Source organism: Variovorax sp. WDL1 (assembly GCF_001541225.1).
In the GTDB taxonomy this organism is placed as follows: domain Bacteria; phylum Pseudomonadota; class Gammaproteobacteria; order Burkholderiales; family Burkholderiaceae_C; genus Variovorax.
Map to the genome: position 1 here is coordinate 1 of NZ_LMTS01000010.1, position 1,113 is coordinate 1,113.

1 protein-coding gene and 1 pseudogene are annotated in these 1,113 nt (G+C 67.2%); both read right to left on the minus strand.

Translation table 11 applies throughout. The features are described 5' to 3' along the window. Positions 1-134: 134 nt before the first annotated feature. Positions 135-860, minus strand: coding sequence for a P-type conjugative transfer protein TrbJ (gene trbJ, locus APY03_RS01350; protein ID WP_068673201.1), 726 nt, complete (start codon positions 858-860; stop codon positions 135-137). Then, a pseudogene (locus tag APY03_RS43140) lies at positions 857-1,113 on the minus strand (conjugal transfer protein TrbE); the annotation flags it as partial. The gene trbJ and the pseudogene APY03_RS43140, both read right to left, overlap by 4 nt.

The window sequence follows — 1,113 nt, forward strand, 5'->3', positions numbered from 1 at the left end:
CATTGCGCGCGCAATGCCTTGAGCCGCACGGGATCGGCGGCCAGGGCATCGGGAAGGTTGGTGGCCGGCTGTTCGCTGCAAGCGGCCAGCAGCGCGGCACACAGGGCGAGGACGTATCGCATGGCGGCCTCCCGTCAGTTGCCGTAGAAATCCACGCGCTGCGGCGTGTACGGGGTGCCGTCGCCCATGAAACGCCGGCGTACCTCGCGGGCGCGCTCCGTGGCCGCCGCCTGACGTGCCAGCTCCAGCGAAGCGGCCCGGTCTTGCGTGATCTGGAGCCTCTGCAACTGGATCGACTGCTTGGCCTGCAAGGCCAGCAGTTGGTTCATGGCCTGCATCGCTTGCAGCGCGCCTTGGGCCGACTGGCTCTTGCCCACGAGGTCGGCCAGCACGCTTTCGTCTTCGCCCAGGTTCTGCGACACCTGCGCCTGCATCTGCATCGTGGTCTGCAAGCCGTTGAGCGTGTTTCGCCAACGCTCCTGCGCATCGCGGTACATCTGGTCGCCGCTGACGGTGGCGGCGTACTGCTCGGGATACAGGCGCGCGAACTCCCGATCCAGATTCGTCACGTCGTAGGCCAAGCCGCGAGCCTGGGCGATCAGTCGCTCGGTCGTCGCCAGATTGGCGCGCAACTGGTTCGCCACGCTGGACGGCAGGCTGGCGAGGTTGCGCGCTTGGTTCATCAGCATCTGCGCTTCGTTCTGGAGCTGCTGGATCTGGTTGTTGATCTGCTCCAGCGTGCGGATCGCGGTCAGCGTGTTCTGCACGAGGTTGGTGGGATCGACTACGACCCATTGCGCATGGGCGGTGGCGGTGCAAAGCATGGCCGCGATGGCGGCGGCGATAAGACGCTTCTTCATGGCAGGTTCTCCAGGGGTTGGTCAGCGAGGGAACCCGGCGCAAGGCCGGGGAACGAGGGCAGCAGCTCGGCCGCCCAATCGAGGCCGCGATGGCGCAGCCAGGCGCCCGCGAAGCCGGGCACGCCGGCGTCCAGCAGCACGCGGTCTATGTCGCGCTGATCCTGCGGCGTGGAAGCACCCGCGAACGCCAGCGTCGCCGGCCCCAGGTCGAGGTCGAACAGGCGGTTGCCGAGGCGGGATTGGTAGTAGTAGT